The 17372-nt window shown below is 67.3% G+C and carries 15 protein-coding genes; 10 read left to right on the plus strand and 5 right to left on the minus strand.

What is annotated here, in order from left to right:
• Nucleotides 1–41: 41 nt before the first annotated feature.
• From AC59GX_RS17945 to AC59GX_RS17955, 3 genes are all read left to right on the plus strand, one after another.
• Nucleotides 42–1955: a CocE/NonD family hydrolase gene (locus AC59GX_RS17945; RefSeq protein WP_426281969.1), complete on the plus strand. Its 1914-nt coding sequence runs from the start codon at nucleotides 42–44 to the stop codon at nucleotides 1953–1955.
• 12 nt (nucleotides 1956–1967) lie between these two features.
• Nucleotides 1968–3146 (plus strand): vWA domain-containing protein, encoded by a 1179-nt coding sequence (locus AC59GX_RS17950; protein ID WP_353442901.1) that lies wholly within the window; start codon nucleotides 1968–1970, stop codon nucleotides 3144–3146.
• An 89-nt stretch (nucleotides 3147–3235) separates the two neighbouring features.
• Complete coding sequence (locus AC59GX_RS17955; protein ID WP_136190376.1) at nucleotides 3236–3562, plus strand: hypothetical protein; 327 nt, start codon at nucleotides 3236–3238, stop codon at nucleotides 3560–3562.
• 292 nt (nucleotides 3563–3854) lie between these two features.
• On the opposite strand, the gene AC59GX_RS17960 is transcribed toward AC59GX_RS17955, so the two are convergent.
• Nucleotides 3855–4997, minus strand: a complete 1143-nt coding sequence (locus AC59GX_RS17960; RefSeq protein ID WP_426281968.1) for an anhydro-N-acetylmuramic acid kinase — start codon at nucleotides 4995–4997, stop codon at nucleotides 3855–3857.
• Between the two features lie 94 nt (nucleotides 4998–5091).
• On the opposite strand from AC59GX_RS17960, the gene rimO reads away from it, so the two are divergent.
• Nucleotides 5092–6447 (plus strand): 30S ribosomal protein S12 methylthiotransferase RimO, encoded by a 1356-nt coding sequence (gene rimO, locus AC59GX_RS17965; protein WP_426281966.1) that lies wholly within the window; start codon nucleotides 5092–5094, stop codon nucleotides 6445–6447.
• Nucleotides 6448–6541: 94 nt separating this feature from the next.
• On the opposite strand, the gene AC59GX_RS17970 is transcribed toward rimO, so the two are convergent.
• Nucleotides 6542–6688 (minus strand): lmo0937 family membrane protein, encoded by a 147-nt coding sequence (locus AC59GX_RS17970; protein ID WP_107954842.1) that lies wholly within the window; start codon nucleotides 6686–6688, stop codon nucleotides 6542–6544.
• Between the two features lie 167 nt (nucleotides 6689–6855).
• Here AC59GX_RS17970 and AC59GX_RS17975 point away from each other — a divergent pair, with 167 nt between their 5' ends.
• Nucleotides 6856–8247: a serine hydrolase domain-containing protein gene (locus tag AC59GX_RS17975; RefSeq protein WP_426281964.1), complete on the plus strand. Its 1392-nt coding sequence runs from the start codon at nucleotides 6856–6858 to the stop codon at nucleotides 8245–8247.
• Nucleotides 8244–9629: a leucyl aminopeptidase family protein gene (locus tag AC59GX_RS17980; RefSeq protein ID WP_497302130.1), complete on the plus strand. Its 1386-nt coding sequence runs from the start codon at nucleotides 8244–8246 to the stop codon at nucleotides 9627–9629. Before AC59GX_RS17975 ends, AC59GX_RS17980 begins: the two co-directional genes overlap by 4 nt.
• Nucleotides 9630–9745: 116 nt before the next feature.
• Here AC59GX_RS17980 and AC59GX_RS17985 read toward each other — a convergent pair whose 3' ends face one another.
• Together AC59GX_RS17985 and tpiA are read right to left on the minus strand one after the other, a co-directional pair.
• The gene (locus AC59GX_RS17985) at nucleotides 9746–10444 is read right to left on the minus strand and encodes a hypothetical protein (protein WP_497302131.1); all 699 of its coding nucleotides are present in this window, start codon (nucleotides 10442–10444) and stop codon (nucleotides 9746–9748) included.
• Between the two features lie 167 nt (nucleotides 10445–10611).
• Nucleotides 10612–11355 carry a triose-phosphate isomerase gene (tpiA, locus tag AC59GX_RS17990; protein ID WP_426281960.1) on the minus strand — a complete coding sequence of 248 codons (744 nt, stop codon included), beginning with the start codon at nucleotides 11353–11355 and terminating at the stop codon, nucleotides 10612–10614.
• 150 nt (nucleotides 11356–11505) lie between these two features.
• On the opposite strand from tpiA, the gene AC59GX_RS17995 reads away from it, so the two are divergent.
• Entirely contained in the window at nucleotides 11506–13461 is a 1956-nt protein-coding gene (locus AC59GX_RS17995) for a peptidylprolyl isomerase (protein ID WP_426281959.1), read from the plus strand.
• Nucleotides 13462–13465: 4 nt separating this feature from the next.
• Nucleotides 13466–14959, plus strand: coding sequence for an anthranilate synthase component I (gene trpE / locus AC59GX_RS18000; protein WP_497302132.1), 1494 nt, complete (start codon nucleotides 13466–13468; stop codon nucleotides 14957–14959).
• Nucleotides 14960–15110: 151 nt separating this feature from the next.
• On the opposite strand, the gene AC59GX_RS18005 is transcribed toward trpE, so the two are convergent.
• Complete coding sequence (locus AC59GX_RS18005; protein WP_426281956.1) at nucleotides 15111–15515, minus strand: hypothetical protein; 405 nt, start codon at nucleotides 15513–15515, stop codon at nucleotides 15111–15113.
• Between the two features lie 184 nt (nucleotides 15516–15699).
• Here AC59GX_RS18005 and AC59GX_RS18010 point away from each other — a divergent pair, with 184 nt between their 5' ends.
• Both AC59GX_RS18010 and trpD read left to right on the plus strand, forming a co-directional pair.
• Complete coding sequence (locus AC59GX_RS18010; protein ID WP_426281955.1) at nucleotides 15700–16383, plus strand: anthranilate synthase component II; 684 nt, start codon at nucleotides 15700–15702, stop codon at nucleotides 16381–16383.
• The gene (gene trpD / locus AC59GX_RS18015; protein WP_426281954.1) at nucleotides 16380–17372 is read left to right on the plus strand and encodes an anthranilate phosphoribosyltransferase; all 993 of its coding nucleotides are present in this window, start codon (nucleotides 16380–16382) and stop codon (nucleotides 17370–17372) included. The genes AC59GX_RS18010 and trpD overlap by 4 nt, the downstream gene beginning before the upstream one ends.

The following is a 17372-nucleotide window of genomic DNA, read 5'->3' on the forward strand; positions in this document are numbered from 1 at the left end:
ACCGTGCCACCACCGTATCCGAAAAGACGGTGAGGATAGCGATGCGGTTCAAGGCTCTTACGACGTTCACGCTGGCCTTGCTCGCGACCACCGCTCCCGCGATCGTCGGCGCGCAGAAGGAAAAGTCCCCGCCCCCCGGTGGCGACATCCCCGCCAAGTTCGTCCCCGCCAACGCCACCTTCGACTTCGACCGCCGCGAGGTCGACATCCCGATGCGCGACGGCGTCACGCTCCACGCGGTCATCGTCCAGCGCAAGGGCGTCACCGACGCCCCGATCCTGCTCCAGCGCACACCCTACAACGCCGAAAGCGTCGCCAGCCGATCCTCCAGCCCGAGCGGCGCGATGAACCTCCGCGCATCCGACGCGATGTTCTTCGACGCGGGCTATATCCGCGTGTTCGAGGACGTCCGCGGCAAGAACGGCTCGAACGGCGCGTACATCAACGAACGCCCGCTGATCGGCCCGCTCAACAAAACGAAAGTCGATCACTCCACCGACGCTTACGACACGATCGACTGGCTTGTGAAGAACCTCAAGAACAGCAACGGCCGGGTCGGCATCATCGGCGGCAGCTACGACGGCATGATGGCGGCGATGGCGCTGGTGAACCCGCATCCTGCGCTGAAAGCCGCCGTCCCGATGAACCCGGTGATCAACACCTGGAAGGGCGACGACGACTTCCACGGCGGCGCGTTCCGCCAGATCGGCTACGATTATTACTACACGCAGGACGCCGCGAAGGGTGAAGCCGGCGACCTCTGGCGCGATGCCTACGACGATTACGACACATTCCTGCGCGCCGGATCCGCCAGCGCGTTCGTGAAGAGCCGCGGGCTCGAACAGCTGCCGTTCGTCAACCGCCTTCACGATCACCCGACCTACGACGCGTTCTGGCAGGGCCAAGCGCTCGAGACGATCCTGCCGAAGCAGCCACAGACCGTGCAGACCCTCTGGGTCGCCAGCCAATGGGACCAGGAGGACATCTACGGCGCAGTCGCAGCCTACGAAGCCGTATCGAAAGTCGACCCCAACCACGTCAACCACCTCGCGCTAGGCCCTTGGGCGCATGGCGGCGCAAACGGTGACGGCTCGACGCTCGGCGCGATCCGCTTCGATGCCGACACCGCGCTCTGGTTCCGCAAGAACGTCCTGCTCCCGTTCCTGAACGGCGCGCTGAAGACCGGCGCGACACCGCCCGCGCTCCCTACCGTCACCGCGTTCCAGACCGGCACCAACCAGTGGCAGGCGCTAGCCGGTTGGCCGAACTCGACCGCCACGCAGAAACTCTACTTCCAGCCCGCCAGCGGTCTCGGCGCCACCGCCCCCGCGCAGGACGGCCACGACGACTATATCTCCGATCCCGCCAAGCCGATCCCGTACCGCCTCCGCCCGATCCGCCCGACCTACGCGACCGGCTCGACCTGGCGGCAATGGCTGGTCGACGACCAGCGCCCGTTCTCCGACCGCACCGACGTCCTCACCTACCAGACACCGCCGCTGACCAGCCCGGTCGCGATCGCCGGCGCGCCAGTCGCGGACCTGATCGCCAGCACCACCGGCACCGACGGCGATTTCGTGGTGAAGCTGATCGACGTCTACCCTGCCGAATATTCCGACAAGCCCGAGATGGGGGGCTACCAGCTCGCCGTCTCGATGGACATCTTGCGCGGCCGCTACCGCGACGGCTTCGAGAAGCCGACCCCGATCGTCGCCGGCCAGCCCACGCATTTCCGCGTCGTGCTACCCAACGCCAACCACGTCTTCCTCCCCGGCCACCGGATCATGGTGCAGGTCCAGTCGAGCTGGTTCCCGCTCTACGACCGCAACCCGCAGACCTACGTCGCCAACATCTTCGACGCCAAGCCCGCCGACTACCGCAAGGCCACGATCAGCGTCTTCCACTCGGCCGCGCAGCCCAGCGCGATCGAACTGCCGATCGCCGCGGCGAAGTGACGGAGTGATCTCATGTTCCTGAACTTCCTCGACGAACTCCGCAGCGCCGGCATCCCCGCTAGCCTCAAGGAGCACCTCATCCTGCTCGAGGCGCTCGACGCCGAGGTGATCGAGCGGACGCCCGAGGATTTCTACTACCTCTCCCGCGCGGTATACGTGAAGGACGAGGGGCTGCTCGACAAGTTCGACCAGGTCTTCGCCAAGGTCTTTCGCGGACTCGCCACCAGCTACGGCACGCCCGCCGGTGAAGTGCCCGAGGACTGGCTGAAGGCGGTCGCCGAGAAATTCTTGACCCCCGAGGAGATGGCCGCCATCAAGTCGCTCGGCTCGTGGGACGAGATCATGGAGACTCTCAAGAAACGCCTCGAGGAGCAGAAGGAACGCCACCAGGGCGGCAGCAAATGGGTCGGCACGGGCGGCACGAGCCCGTATGGAAACGGCGGCTACAACCCCGAAGGCGTCCGCATCGGTGGCGAAAGCACGCACAAGCGCGCACTGAAAGTCTGGGACCAGCGCGAGTTCCGCAACCTCGACAACACCAAGGAACTCGGCACCCGCAACATCAAGGTGGCACTCCGCCGCCTGCGCCGCTTCGCGCGCGACGGCGCCGCCGACGAACTCGACATCGACGGCACGATCGCCGGCACCGCACGGCAGGGCTATCTCGACATCGTCATGCGCGCCGAACGCCGCAATGCGGTGAAACTGCTACTGTTCCTCGACGTCGGCGGCTCGATGGACCCGTTCGTCAAGCTCTGCGAGGAACTGTTCTCCGCCGCGACGACCGAGTTCAAGAACCTCGAATTCTTCTACTTCCACAATTGCCCGTACGAAGGCGTGTGGAAGGACAATACGCGGCGCTTCGCCGAGCGTACGCCGATGTGGGACCTGCTCCACAAATACGGCCACGACTACAAGCTGATCTTCGTCGGCGACGCGTCGATGAGCCCGTACGAGATCACCCACCCCGGCGGCTCGGTCGAGCATTTCAACGAGGAGCCGGGCGCGGTCTGGATGCAGCGGTTGACCAACACCTATCCGGCGGCGGCGTGGCTCAACCCGGTGCCCGAGGCGCAATGGGGCTATTCGCAGTCGGTGCGGATCATCCGCGAACTGATGACCGACCGGATGTACCCCCTGAGCCTCGCCGGGCTCGACGACGCGATGCGCGAACTGACGCGGAAACGGTGAGTTTGGCGCGGTAAGCGGCTGACCGTAACGGAACCGTCACGGACGCGGTCGGTTTATCGGGCATCATCCCTTACCGAAGGACAAGCCCTATGTCGTCGATCCCAAACTCCGCCATGCCGCACGCCAAGGTCCATCACGACGACGACCACAAGCCGAAGCCGGACGCGAAGAAGACCGCGGCGACCAGCGACTGGGTCGAGGATGCGACCGACGCGGCCAAGGCTGGCCTTGCGACGGCAACGGATGCGGTGAAGTCGCACCCGAAGACCGCGATTGCGGTTGGCGCGACGGTGATCGCGGGTATTGCAGCGGCGATCGCAGCGCCTGCGTTGCGTGCGAAGGATGCGGCGGAGAAGAAGGCACCGGCAAAGAAGCCCGAGCCGAAGAAGCCGGCCAAGGCGAAGAAGCCGCACTGATACATCAATACGAAAATACGAAAATACGAGAATACGAGGCCGCCGCCCACTCCACCCTGCACCACCCCGGCGAAGGCCGGGGCCCAGTTGGAAAGGTCGCAGTGGTGGGGTGCAGCCTCAGTTAGCAACGTCCCCCAACTGGGCCCCGGCCTCCGCCGGGGTGGAGATGCAACACCGGACGGGCTTGCACTTCCTTGTTCTCCCGCGAAGGCGGGAGCCCAGGCTGGGCTCCCGCCTTCGCGGGAGAACAAGCTTTCTTCTTAAAAAAGGGCAAGCGTCAGGCGAAAAGCACTCAAACCCGATCCACAACTCCACCACTCATCGCCACCGGCACGCCCGTCGTCCCCGGAAAACTAATAGCCAGGCCCTTCAACGTCCGCACCGCCATATACGCGAACCCCTCGGCCTCCAGCGCATCGCCGTTCCACCCGAGCACATCGGTAGGCTCAACCACCAACCCGGTCCGCGCGGCGATCATCGCCAGCATAGTCGGATTATGCCGACCACCCCCCGCAACCAGCAACCGCACCGGCCGAGCCGGCAAATGCCGCATAGCCTCAGCCACGGTAGCGGCCGTAAACGCCGTCAAAGTCGCCGCGCCGTCCGCAGCCGACAACCCCCGAGCCGGCTGGATCGTAAAGTCATTCCGATCCAAAGACTTCGGCGGAGGAGCATCGAAAAACGGATGGTCCAGCATCGCCGTCAACACCGTCTCGTCTACCCGCCCAGACGCCGCCAACGCCCCCCCGGCATCATACCGTGCGCCGGTCTCCGCCTCGACCCAGCTATCGATCAACCCATTCGCCGGCCCGGTATCGAACGCCACCAGCCCATCGCGATCCATCATCTGCGCCCGCTCCGGCGACATCTCGCGCGAATCATGCATGTCGCGCCCGCCAGGAATGAAGGTGATGTTCCCCACCCCGCCAAGATTCAGCACCGCAACCGGTCCCTCCAGCCTCGCCGCCAGCGCCGCATGATACACCGGCAGCAACGGAGCCCCCTGCCCGCCAGCCGCCACATCCGCAGACCGAAAATCCGACACCGTCGTGATCCCGGTCGCCCGAGCGACCGCAGCCCCATCGCCGATCTGCCACGTCCAGCGCCGATCGGGCCGATGCGCGATCGTCTGCCCGTGGAAACCGATCACGTCGACATCCGCCGCCGCAACCCCCGCGTCCGCCAGCAACTTGTGCACCGCAAACACATGCGCGCGCGTAATCAGCTCCCCCGCCGCGACCACCGGCGGACTGGCCCGCGGCTTGTCGAACGTCAGCGCCATCCGCGTAGCTTCCGCCAACTGCGCCCGCGCCGCATCCGAATAAGGCTCGCCACGAAACGCGATCGGCCGCACGAACGCCTCGCCGTCGGTCTCGATCAACGCCGCGTCGATCCCGTCGAGCGACGTCCCCGACATCAGTCCAATCGCCAGCATATCGGTTCCTTCCCGCGCAATCTCCCCACCCATGGCGGATGCATTTTCCACCGCCTAGAAAAAACCGAACTTTGCGCCTATGTGCGCGGGCTTCATGGCAACAACACTCCCCTCCCCGCCGAAGATCGGCATGGTCTCGCTCGGCTGTCCGAAGAACCTCGTCGATAGCGAGCGGATCCTCACGCAGCTCCGCGGCGACGGCTATCAGATGTCGCCCGATTATGCCGGCGCCGACATCGTCCTCGTCAACACTTGCGGCTTCCTCGATTCCGCCAAGGAGGAAAGCCTCGAGGCGATCGGCGAGGCCATCGCCGAGAATGGCCGCGTCATCGTCACCGGCTGCATGGGCAAGGAAGCCGACGCGATCCGCGCGCGCTTCCCGCAGGTCCTCGCGATCACCGGTGCGCACGAATACGAGCAGGTCGTCGGCGCGGTCCACGAGGCTGCCCCGATGCCGCCGTCCGCATTCCTCAACCTGATCCCCGATGCCGGCCTGAAGCTGACCCCGCGCCACTACAGCTATCTGAAGATCTCGGAGGGCTGCAACCATCGCTGCTCGTTCTGCATCATCCCGTCCTTGCGCGGCGACCTCGTCAGCCGCCGCCCCGACGCTATCCTTCGCGAGGCCGAAAAGCTGGTCGAAGCCGGCACCAAGGAACTGCTGGTCATCAGCCAGGACACGTCGGCGTACGGCGTCGACCTCCGCCACGCCAGCTGGCCGGTGAAGACCGGCGGCCCGATGTCCCGCAACGAAGCCCGAGACGTCCGCGCGCACATGACCGACCTGTCGCGCGAACTCGGCAAGATCGCGCCGTGGGTCCGCCTTCACTACGTCTACCCGTATCCGCACGTCGACCACGTCATCCCGCTGATGGCGGAAGGCCTCGTGCTGCCGTATCTCGACATCCCGTTCCAGCACGCGTCGCCATCGGTGCTGCGCCGGATGAAGCGTCCCGGCAACGATGCGAAGGTGCTCCAGCGCATCCACAACTGGCGGACGATCGCACCCGACATCACGATCCGCTCGACCTTCGTCGTCGGTTTCCCCGGCGAGACCGAGGAGGATTTCCAGTATCTGCTAGACTGGCTCGACGAGGCGCAACTCGACCGCGTCGGCGCATTCCGCTTCGAGCCGGTCGAAGGGGCGGCGGCTAACCTGCTGCCCGACCATGTGCCCGAAGAGCTCAAGGAAGAGCGCTACGCCCGCATCATGGAAAAGACCGCGGCAATCTCCGCGGCGAAGTTGCAGGCCAAGATCGGCCGCACGCTCGACGTCATCATCGACGCGGTCGACGAAGAAGGCGCCACCGGCCGCTCACAGGCGGATGCGCCCGAGATCGACGGCGAGGTCTTCCTCCGCGACGCGTGCCACCTGACGGTCGGCGACATCGTCCCAGTCACGATCGAAGACGCTGACGATCACGACCTTTATGGCGTGCCCGTCGCCTAACCCCGCTTACTGTTCTCCCGCGAAAGCGGGAGCCCAGGGTCCGGAGCGATACCGCCCGTAACCCTGGACTCCTGCGTCCGCAGGAGAACCAAAGTCAGACGACGTTGCGACCGGTGAACAGCTTCACCAGAACGACGATGACCGCGATCACCAGCAGGATGTGGATCAGCCCGCCTGCGACATGGAAGGCGAAGCCTGCCAGCCAGAGGATCAGCAGGATGACGGCGATGGTGTACAGCATGGTTGTGTCCCCTAAGACGTAAAAAAGGCTCCCGGTCGGACGATGAAACGTGCGTGTAACACGGCGTGTTCCGTCAACATTTCTGCCCTAGCCTAACTCCTTCAACCGCCACGGAATAAAAATCGTGGGCGTTGCGCGCGCACGCCGGTTCTGCTTCGTTGCGCGCCATGATCCTCCGTCTTCTCGCCGTCGCCGCGCTTCTCCCGGCCCCCGCCATCGCGCAGTCGCTCACCCCCACCGAAACCGCGCAGATCGACACGCTGGTCACCGGCGCGCTCGGCGATACCGGTGTGCCCTCAGCCTCGATCGCCGTAGTCCGCGGCGGCCGGATCGTGTTTGCCAAGGCGTATGGCAAACCGTCCGAGGCGATCGCCGTCGCGGACCCCAAGCTCCCCTACCAGATCGCCTCGATCTCCAAGCAGTTCACCGCCGCCGCGATCCTGCTGCTCGAAGACGAAGGCAAGCTCAGCCTCGACGACACCGTCGCGAAATACATTCCCGGCATCACCGGCGGCGACCGCATCACGATCCGCCAGCTGCTCAGCCACACGTCGGGCCTCCAGGATTACTGGCCGCAGGATTACAGTTTCGCGGCGATGGCAAAGCCCGTCACGCCGCAGCAGATCGTCGATCGCTGGGCCAAGAAGCAGCTCGATTTCCAGCCCGGTACGCAGTGGCAATATTCCAACACGGGCTACGTCGTCGCCGGGCTGATCGTCGAGAAGGTCGCGAAAGAGCCTCTCCTCACCTTCCTCCAGCAACGCATCTTCAAGCCGCTCGACATCCGCGCACTCGACCAGGACAAGGCGATCGGCAAAGCCTACCCGCAAGGCTATGGCCGCTTCGCCCTCGGCCCGGTTCGCCCCGAGACGCCGAGCGCGGACGGCTGGCTCTACGCCGCCGGCGAACTCTCGATGAGCGCCGAAGACCTCGCCAAATGGGACGTCGCGCGCCTCAACCGCACCACGCTCCCTGCCGACGACTGGGCTGCGCAGGAAACGCCGGTCAAACTCGCTGACGGGTCGAGCAACGGCTACGGCCTCGGCGTGTTCACCGGCAGCGCGAACGGCCGCCGCTATGTCGAGCACAGCGGCGAAGCGGTCGGCTTCCTGTCCGAGAACACCGTCTACCCCGACGACAAGGCGGCCATCGTCGTCCTCACCAACAGCTGGTTCAGCGACGCAACGGGCCGGATCGCCGCGGGCGTTGCCAAGATCGTCCTGCCTACCGCACCCGCCAATGCCGAAGACACCGCCGCGCTCGCCCGCGCCCGCACGGTCTACGACCAGCTCCGCACCGGCACGCTCGACCGCAAGGGGCTGACCGAAGACGCCAACTATTACTTCAAGCCCGTCGCGCTCGCCGACTACAAGGCCAGCCTCGGCGTACTCGGCGAGCCCACTGCATTCGCACAAACCGGCAAGACCCGCTTGCGCGGCGGCTTCGTCAACCGCACCTACCGCATCACCTATCCCGACCGCACGCTCTCGCTCAGCACCTATGCCGAACCCGGCGCGAGCGGCCGATACGAACAACTTTTGGTGGCGCCCGCACAATGACCGACTTCGCCTCGATGCTCCAACCCGACCGCAGCCAGCCCGCACGGACGATCCACGTCGTCCACCCCGACGCCTATGAAGGCTGGCTCGCGAAACAGTCGCAGCGCGTCCGCACGACGATCGCCGCGCACCGCCTGACCGGCAAGCCCGGCGACCGCGCGGTGCTGCCCGGCGAGACCGCGGAAGATTGGTCGATGCTCCTGGTCTGCAACGAAGCCGTGACGTCGCCGTGGCGGATCGCCTCGCTCGGCGCGTCGTTACCCGCGGGCACCTATCGTCTCGCCGAAGGCCCGGTCGGCGCGGCCGGGCTCGGCTGGATGCTCGCCCAGCACCAGTTCACGCGGTACGTGAAGCCCGACGCAACCGGCCCGCGCGTGCTCCTGACCACCGACGCCGCGCATATCGACGAGACAATCCGCCTCGCCGAAGCCACCGCGCTCGTCCGCGACCTCGTCAACACCGGCGCCTCCGACATGGGCCCCGCCGACCTGGAAGCCGCTGCCGAGACGCTCGCCAAACGCCACGGCGGGACCGTCACCACCACGCGCGGCGATGCGCTCGCGACCGGCTACCCGATGATCCACGCGGTCGGCCAAGCCGCGAGCAAGGACCGCGCGCCACGGCTGATCGAACTCGAATGGGGCGACCCGTCGCACCCCCGCATCGCACTGGTCGGCAAGGGCGTCACCTTCGACACCGGCGGGCTCGACATCAAGCCGTCGGCCGGCATGCGACTGATGAAGAAGGACATGGGCGGCGCGGCGCATGCCCTGGCGCTCGCGAGCCTGGTGATGGCCGCCAAACTCCCGGTCCGCCTCCACCTCCTGATTCCCGCGGTCGAGAACTCCATCGCCGGCAACGCCTTCCGCCCCGGCGACGTGCTGGCCACGCGCAAGGGCCTGACGGTCGAGAACACAAACACCGACGCGGAAGGTCGCCTCGTGCTCGGCGACGCGCTGACCAAGGCGGGCGAGAGCAACCCGGAGCTGATCCTCGACTTCGCAACGCTCACTGGCGCAGCGCGTGTCGCGCTCGGCCCGGACCTTCCGCCGATGTTCACCGACGACGAATCGCTCGCGGCGGACCTGCTCGCGTCGGGGCTGGAACAGAACGACCAGATGTGGCGGCTGCCGCTCTGGAACGGCTATGACGAGATGCTCAAGTCCGACATTGCCGACATGGTCAACGCCCCCGATGGCGGGTTCGCGGGCGCGATCACCGCCGCGCTGTTTCTCCGGCGGTTCGTGCCGAAGACCGCGGCGTGGGCGCATCTTGACGTGTTCGCATGGCGGCCGTCCGCCAAGCCGGGGCGGCCTAAGGGCGGCGAGGCTTACGCCCTTCGCGCGACGTTCGCGATGTTGGCGAAGCGGTACGGCGCCTAGCCGTTCCCCCGCGGAGGCGGGGGTCCAGGGTCACGGACGTCAGCCTGTGAGATCCTGGGCCCCCGCCTCCGCGGGGGAACAAGCTGGTGCTTAGAACAGCGCAAGCGAAGACGACGTCAACTCGTCGCGAATTGCCCGAACGGAAGCAACTTGTCCGCCAGAGCCTTCGTCGCATTCGCATCGCCAGCCCGCAACGGCACCAGCACCGCCACCGCAGCCTTGCGCACATATCCGTCGATCGCAGTCGGCGTCGGCGCCTTGCTCGCCGTCTCGACCAAAGCCCGTCCCCGAGCATCGTTCGGATCCAGCTCCAGCCGCAACAACCCGGCAAGCCCTGCAAACATCGCGCGATTGCCACCCAGCGCCACCGACTTGTCCAAAGCCTCGAACCCGGTCGCCTTCTGCGCCCCCGCGACCGCACGCCCGACGAACCGCCCGAGCTTCGCGATCACCCCGACATGCCACGCGCCAAGCGCCGCCTGCGCCTCCGCATTGCGCGGATAGCGGACGACCAGCGCCTCATATTGCCTCCGCGCGGCGATCGCCTCGCTCCGGTTGCCGAGCAGCTTGGCGCGATACCCTTTCGCCATCGCCTGCATGATCGCGGCCTCGGCATCGTTGGGCGAGCGGCTCAGCGCCTGCCCCGCCGCCGCCGCCGCCCGGTCGATCCGCGCCAGCGCGACATTACGATCGCGGTCGACGAACCCGGCCTGCGTCAGCAACTCGCGCGGCGTCTCCGCGCGCGCAGCGATCGGACACAGGACGGCGCTCGCGATCAGCGAGGCACTCACGAAACCGGGAAACCACCTGGCCATATCAACCCTCGCACCGAAGTTGTCCGATCAAAGTCCCGGCCCGAAACTTGGCCGTCGAATCGTTTCACGGACCATAAGACCGCCATGTTTATCGAGACTTAACACGCTCTACCCGAGATCCGGATCATAAACGTCCAGATCAGGATCAAGATCGACCGGACCGCCCGTCACAACCCCGCCGCTGCCTCGATGATCGGCACGAACTTCTCCGCGGTCAGGCTAGCGCCACCGACCAGCGCCCCGTCGACATTCGGCGTATCGAGAATCGACGCTGCATTCGCCCCCGTCACCGACCCGCCGTACAGGATTCGCACCCCGGCCGCCGCATCGCCGATCAGCATCCGCAGTTTCGCACGCGCAATCGCGTGGATCGCCGCGATTTCGTCCAGCGTCGGCGTGCGACCCGTCCCGATCGCCCAGCGCGGCTCATAGGCCAGCGTGAACCAGCTTCCGTCCGCATTGTCCGGCACCGACTTCTCGATCTGCGCCTGCACGACACGTTCTGCACGGTCCGCATCGCGTTCCGCCTCGGTCTCGCCGCAGCACAGGATCACGTTCAGCCCCTGCCGCCGCGCCGCCGCCGCCTTCGCCCAGGCGTCATGGCTGGTCTCGTGCTGGTCCGCGCGACGCTCGGAATGGCCGACGATCGTGAAGCGCGCGCCGACTTCCTTGACCATCGACGCCGACACGCACCCGGTATGCGCGCCCGAATCCGCCTCGTGCACATCCTCAGCGCCGATCGCCAACCCCGGTACGCGCTGCGACGCCGCGTCGATCAGCGTGAACGGCACCGCCACCGCGACATCGACGCCCGGCGCGGCGGCCGCTGCCGCAGCGATCGTATCGAGCTCGGCCAGCGCCGCGCGCGACCCGTTCATCTTCCAGTTTCCGGCTACAAGCTTACGCCGCATCGTCATCTCCCGAGTGTTTTGCCCAGCGATAGCGCCGCACCCGCCCCGCACAACCCCGCACAACCCCAAGCAACGTTGCGCGCCCGACTTGAAGAGCCGCCCTCGCCCCCGTAAAGCAACCGCGTTCCTATCCCTGTCGATCGGCTGTCCATGCTCGCTTTCTTCCGCCGCCTTACCCATTCGAAGGTCGGCGTGATCATCACGTTCCTGGTACTCGGCGTGATCGCGCTCGCGTTCGCGGCGGGTGACGTCACCGGGCTCAGCTCGATGACCGGCGGTGCCGGGATCACCGGCGGCGACGTCGCCAAGGTCGGCAAGGCGGACGTCACCGCGAACCAGCTGAAGACGCAGGCGCAGACCGAGATGGAGGGCTTCCGCCAGCAGCAGCCGACGCTCGACATGGCGACCTTCGTCAACCAGGGCGGCTTCGACGGCACGCTCGACCGGATCATCTCCAGCATGGCGCTCGAGCAGTTCGGCCGCGCACAGGGCATGGTCGTCAGCAAGCGCGCGATCGACGGCCAGATCGCCAGCATCCCCGCGCTGCAGGGCCCGACCGGCAAGTTCGACGAGAATCTCTACCGCCAGGTGCTCGCCCAGCGGAAGCTGACCGACGCGCAGATCCGCAGCGATATCGAGCGTGACACGTTCGCGCAGCAGCTGACGCTGCCCTCGAACGGCGCGACCCAGGTCGCCAGCCAGCTCGCGCTTCCCTACGCGTCGCTGCTGCTCGAAAAGCGCACCGGCACGATCGGCTTCATTCCTGCCGCCGTCGTCCCCGCAGGCCCCGCGCCGAGCGATGCGGACCTCAACACCTTCTATCAGCGCAACATCGCGCGCTACACCGTCCCCGAGCGCCGCGTCGTCCGCTACGCGATGATCACGCCCGAAGCCGTCAAGGCACAGGCCGTCCCGACCGACGCCGAGATCGCCAAGACCTATCAGCAGGACAGCGCACGCTACGCCGCGACCGAAAAACGTGACATCACGCAGGTCGTCGTCGCCGACCAGGCCGGTGCCGCCGCGATCGCCGCCAAGGTGAAAGGTGGCGCCAGCCTCGCCGACGCCGCTCGCGGTGCCGGTCTCGAAGCCTCGACCCAGACCGGTGTCGAGAAGGCCGCCTATGCCGGAACGACGTCCGCGCAGGTCGCCGATGCCGTCTTCGCGGCCGCCAGCGGCGCGGTGATCGGCCCGGTCCGCACGCCACTCGGCTGGACCGTCGCCAAGGTCGACAAGATCGAAAAGGTCGCGGCGCGTTCGCTCGATCAGGTCCGTGGCGAAATAGCCGCCGCGCTCGGTATCCAGAAGTCGGCCGAGGCGCTCTCGTCGATCCACGACAAGATCGACGACTCGCTGTCGAAGAACGCGACGTTCGACGAAGTCATCGCCGACCAGAAGCTCGCGGCCGTCACCACGCCCGCGCTGATCGCCAGCGGCATCAACCCCGACGATCCCGCCAGCAAGCCCGACCCTGCGCTTACGCCGCTCGTCGCCGCAGCGTTCCAGGCTGCCGATGGCGACGGCCCGCAGCTGGTCCAGGTCGGCACCGATGGCGGCTTCGCAGTCGTCGCGCTCGGTCGTGTCGTCCATTCCGCCCCGCGTCCGCTGGCACAGGTTCGCGCCGCGGTGCTCAAGGACGTGACCGCCGATCGCGCGCGCCAAGCCGCGCGTCGCGTCGCCGGCGAAGTGCTTGCGCGCATCAACAAGGGCATGCCGATCCAGCAGTCGCTCGCGCAGACCAAGCTGCCGATGCCGCCCGCGCGCACGCTGACCGCCGCCCGTGCGCAACTCGCCGCCGATCCGCGCGGCGCCCCGCCCGCGCTCGCGCTGATGTTCAGCATGGCGCCTAACACCGCCAAGACGCTCGCCGCACCGGACGACAGCGGCTGGTTCGTCATCAAGCTCGACAACGTCCAGAGCGGCAACGCGACCGGCAACGACGCGGCGATCAAGGCGGCGCGTGGCAACATCGCCCGCTCGGTCGGTCGCGAATATGTCGAGCAGTTCGCCAAGGCGGTCCGCGCCGATGTCGGCGTGAAGACCAACCCGTCCGCACTCGCGCGCGTCCGTTCCGACCTGCTCGGCCAGGGCGGCTCGGGCAACTGATCGCATGACCAGCGCGCGTGAAGCCTTGGCCGAAGGGCGTCCCGCGCTCGTCTGGCGTCGTCAGGTTGCCGATACCGAGACGCCGGTCGCCGCCGCGCTGAAGCTGATCGAGCCCGGGCGCGGCGACTTCCTGCTCGAGTCGGTCGAGGGCGGCGAGACCCGCGGCCGCCACAGCCTGATCGGCCTCGCGCCCGACCTGCTGTTCCGCGCGCACGGCCACCGCGCGGAGATCAACCGCCACTGGGCAACCGATCGCGAGACGTTCGCGCCGTGCCCGATGCCCACGCTCGATGCGTTGCGCGCACTGGTCGCCGAATGTCGTGCGGAAGTTCCCGCCGAACTGCCCCGCGCGCTAGCCTGCCTCGTCGGCTATTTCGGCTACGAGACGATCGGGCTGGTCGAGACCCTGCCACAGCCGCCGGTCGATCCGCTCGGCCTGCCCGACATGATCTTCGTACGGCCGACCGTCATCCTGGTGTTCGATCGTCTGACCGACGCGCTCTACCTCGTCGCGCCGGCCTGGCCCGATCCCGCACGCGATGCCGACTCGATCGTGACCGAAGCCGAAGAGCGCCTCGACGCGGTCGCCGCCAAGCTCGCCAGCACCCCCGTCCCCGCGCCGATCCGTGCCGACGTCGCCGAACCGACCTACACGCCAGCGCTCCCCGAAGGCCGCTACCGCAAGATGGTCGCCACCGCGAAGGACTACATCCTCGCCGGCGACATCTTCCAGGTCGTGCTCGCGCAGCGCTTCAGCACGCCGTTCGCGCTGCCGCCGTTCGAGCTCTACCGCTCGCTACGCCGCATCAATCCGTCGCCGTTCCTGTACCACCTCGACCTCCCCGGCTTCGCGCTGATCGGCTCGAGCCCTGAAATCCTCGTCCGCGTCCGCGACGACGAAGTCACGATCCGCCCGATCGCCGGCACGCGCCCACGCGGCAAGACCGCCGCCGAGGACGAAGCGAACCGCATCAGCCTGCTCGCTGACCCCAAGGAGCGCGCGGAGCATCTGATGCTCCTCGATCTCGGCCGCAACGACGTCGGCCGTGCTGCGTCGCCGGGTTCGGTGAAGGTGACAGCCAGCTACGGCGTGGAATTCTACAGCCACGTCATGCACATCGTCTCGAACGTCGTCGGCACGCTGTCCCCCGACAAGGACGCGCTCGACGCGCTGTTCGCCGGCTTCCCAGCCGGCACGGTCAGCGGCGCGCCCAAAGTCCGCGCCTGCCAAATCATCGCCGAACTCGAACCCGAACGCCGCGGCGCGTATGCGGGCGGAGTCGGCTATTTCTCGCCCGACGGCTCGATGGACTCGTGCATCGTGCTGCGGACCGCGGTGGTGAAGGACGGCACGATCCATGTCCAGGCCGGTGCGGGAATCGTCGCGGACAGTATTCCCGAATACGAACAACGCGAATGCGAAGCCAAGGCCGGCGCGATTCTCGCCGCTGCGCGCGAGGCTGTCGGTCGAGCGAAAGCTCCAGGCTTCGGTCAGTAGATCACAGCCCATTATCACCACCCCGGCGAAGGCCGGGGCCCAGTTGGAAAGGCCGTAGTAACTAAGCGCAGCGATCCGTTGGCGCCGCCCTTTACTGGGCCCCGGCCTTCGCCGGGGGGGTGTAAATCTCAAATATCTCTTACGGGAAAGCTTACGGCGTAGTCGTGGTCTCGCTAGCCGGCGCACGGCGCTCCTGGGCATAGGCATTGTTCCGCGCCAGGAAGCAGCCCGACTGGCCACCAGTCCCTACCGCCGAGCATGTATCCGGCAACCCGCCGGCAACACGCCCGAGCTGATCCATCGACGCCGCACGATTGACCCAGCTCTGGTTCTGCGCCGCGATCGGCTTGTCGTCGCGCAACTGCTTCGGAATGCGATACGGCTGGTCGAGCGTCGAACACACCACGACTTCACCCGCGGTCGACTTCGGGCACGCCTGGTCCCCGGTCAGCGTCACGCTGCGAATGCGCTGCGGCGGCGTGTCGACCTGCGCCTCCTGCGCGTACGCCATGGCGGGGAATGCGATCAGTGCGGCGAGGACGGCGGTACGAAACATGGATCAGGCTCCTTTGAGCGAATAACGTCCGTCATGCAGCATTGCTCCGCACTGAATGATAGTCGCCTACCCAGGCGATATAGGAACCACCAACGCCGTTCGCGACCTTGCCGAGGACAATTAGCGCCGAACCGTCCCGGCCGAGCGCTGTTGCACCGCGCCCCGCATCGGCTATGGCGGCGCCATGATCCTCGTCGTCGACAATTACGACAGCTTCACCTGGAACCTCGTCCATTATCTGATGGAACTGGGTACCGAGGTCGAAGTCGTCCGCAACGATGCGATCTCCGCCGGGCAGGCTCTGTCGTCGGGCGCGGACGCGTTCCTTATTTCCCCCGGCCCCTGCACGCCGACCGAGGCAGGCGTGAGCCTCGACCTCGTCGCCGCGTGCGCAGACGCCGGCAAGCCGCTGCTTGGCGTGTGCCTCGGCCACCAGGCGATCGGCCAGCATTTCGGCGGCAAGGTCGAGCGCGGCGGCCTGATGCACGGCAAGACCTCGCCCGTCGTCCACGACGACACCGGGCTGTACGCTGGGTTGCCCTCGCCGTTCATCGCCACGCGCTATCACTCGCTGATCGTCAACGCGGTCCCCGACACACTGGTGGTGAACGCGACCGCGCAGGACGGCACGGTCATGGGCTTCCGCCACAAGACGCTGCCGATCCACGGCGTCCAGTTCCACCCGGAGAGCATCGCCACCGAACACGGCCACGAAATGCTCGCCAACTTCCTGAAGATGGCGAACATTCCCCACCAACTCCCCTCCCGCCTCCGGGAGGGGTCGGGGGAGGGCCGCGCCGCGCTCACGACCTCGGCTGGACAGGACGCCCCTCCCCTGACCCCTCCCGCAAGCGGGAGGGTAATGTGACCACCACCACGCTCCTGCCTGACCCCGGCTCCCCCCTCTCGCGCGAATCCGCCCGAGAAGCGTTTGCCGACATCCTCGACGCCCGCGCCAGCGACCGCGCGATCGCCACCTTCCTCACCGATCTCGCGACCCGCGGCGAAACCAGCATCGAGATCGCCGAAGCCGCACGCGCGCTCCGCAACCGGATGATCCCGATCGACGCCCCCGCCGGCGCGATCGACGTCTGCGGCACCGGCGGTGACGGCCACCACACCCTGAACGTCTCGACCGCCGTCGCGCTCGTCGTCGCCGCGTGCGGAGTCCCCGTCGCCAAGCACGGCAACCGCGCCGCCTCCAGCAAGGCCGGCGCCGCCGACACGCTGGAAGTCCTCGGCCTCGACATGGACCGCGCCGGCGCCACCGCGGAGGCAAGCCTCAACGAGATCGGCATCGCCTTCCTCTTCGCCGCCAACCACCACCCGGCGATGAAGCGCATCACCCCGATCCGCCAACGCATCGGCAAGCGGACGATCTTCAACCTGATGGGCCCGCTCGCCAACCCGGCGGGCACCACCCGCCAGCTCATCGGCATCGCCCGCCCCGACTATGTGTCGCTCTACGCCGAAGCCCTCGAACAGCTCGGCACCGAAGCCGCGCTCGTCGTCTCCGGCGAAGAAGGCCTCGACGAACTGTCGGGCGCCGGCCCCAGCATCGTCGCCTCGGTCGGCACCGTCGCGCTCCCCGGCAAGGTCACGCCCGAAGACGCCGGCCTCACCCGCCACGCCATCACCGACATCCGCGGCGGCGACGCGCACCACAACGCCGACGCGCTCCGCCACCTGCTCAAGGGCGAGACCGGCGCCTACCGCGACGCCGTCCTGCTCAACGCCGCCGCCGCCTTGATGGTCGCCGGCACCGTCCCCACTCTCGTCGACGGCGCGGCCAAGGCCGCCGCCGCCCTCGACACCGGCAGCGCCGACGCGCTGCTCGCCCGCTGGATCGCCTACTGA

This window comes from Sphingomonas sp. 320_CC, assembly GCF_059691795.1.